At 63.2% G+C, this 1,103-nt stretch carries 1 protein-coding gene; it reads right to left on the bottom strand.

All coding sequences use genetic code 11. The annotated features are described in order from the left end of the window. Positions 1 to 31: 31 nt before the first annotated feature. Positions 32 to 1,054 (bottom strand): IS30 family transposase, encoded by a 1,023-nt coding sequence (locus P3T23_RS47825; RefSeq protein WP_429322976.1) that lies wholly within the window; start codon positions 1,052 to 1,054, stop codon positions 32 to 34. Positions 1,055 to 1,103 lie beyond the last annotated feature (49 nt).

The following is a 1,103-nucleotide window of genomic DNA, read 5'->3' as shown; positions in this document are numbered from 1 at the left end:
GGCGGTTTCAAAGGGGAAGCGCAACAGGGGGTTAATGAACGGAAGCTGAAGTGATCGAAGCGGTTTTGAGCATACGTTCGAAGACCTCGAATGGGGAGTGAAATGCGTGGGTAGCACGCGGTCGGCTGTTGAGGCTGTCAGCGATGGCATCGAGCTCGTCCTGGCTGTAGATCGAGAGGTCGGTGCCTTTGGGCAGGTACTGACGTAGCAACCCGTTGGTGTTCTCACAGGAGCCGCGTTGCCAGGGGCTGTGCGGATCGCAGAAGTACACGCGCACGCCGGTGGCGGCGCTGAGCTCCTGATGACGGGTCATTTCCTTGCCCTGGTCGTAGGTGAGGCTCTGGCGCAGTGGGGCAGCGATCGAATTGAGCTTGGCAGTGAAGCCCGCCAGGGCCGAGGCGGCGGTGGCGTCTTCCATCTTCGCCAGCAGTACCAGGCGGCTGGTGCGCTCAACGAGCACGCCGACGGAAGACTGGTTCCCGGCGCCCTTGATAAAGTCGCCTTCCCAGTGACCTGGCATCACCCGGTCGTCGACCTCAGGCGGGCGCACATGGATGCTCACCATGTCGGGGATCTGGCCGCGCCGGTCAGTGCCCCGCTTGCGTGACATGCGGGTGCTGTGGCCGTGGCGCAGACAGGCGATCAGCTGGCGGCGCAGCTCACCGCGTGGCTGCGCATAGATGGCGGTGTAGATGGTCTCGTGCGAGACGTGCTGGGTTGGATCGTTGGGATACATGCGCTTCAGGGTACCGGAGATCTGCTGCGGCGACCACTTCCAGCTGAGCAGGCTGAGCACGATGCGCGAGAGTGCGCCCTGGTGATCCAATTTGCGCGGCGGGCGCGCCGCCGCCCGCCGGGCCGAACTGATGGTCTGCGCGAGCACCGAAGCGTAGCCGCGCACAGCACAGGTGTTGCGCACCAGTTCGCGGCTCACGGTCGAAGCCGGGCGGCCGAGCGTGCGGGCCATGGCCCGCACGCTCAATCCCTGCTGTTTCATGCTGGCGATAGTGAGACGTTCTTCAGGCTGTAACTGCTGATACTTGCTTTTATTCATGTGCGCACCTTAGCAGATCAAGGTGTTGCAGTTCACATTTGATCGCGCC

The sequence above is a fragment of the Paraburkholderia sp. GAS448 genome (assembly GCF_050435685.1).
Taxonomy (GTDB): Bacteria; Pseudomonadota; Gammaproteobacteria; order Burkholderiales; family Burkholderiaceae; genus Paraburkholderia.
The sequence above is the reverse complement of the archived record's forward strand: the minus strand, read 5'-3'. Positions and strand labels throughout refer to the sequence as shown.

Excerpts from the sequence above, each read along its gene's own strand:
- P3T23_RS47825 (WP_429322976.1), bottom strand. The coding sequence starts at position 1,054 with ATGAATAAAAGCAAGTATCAGCAGTTACAGCCTGAAGAACGTCTCACT.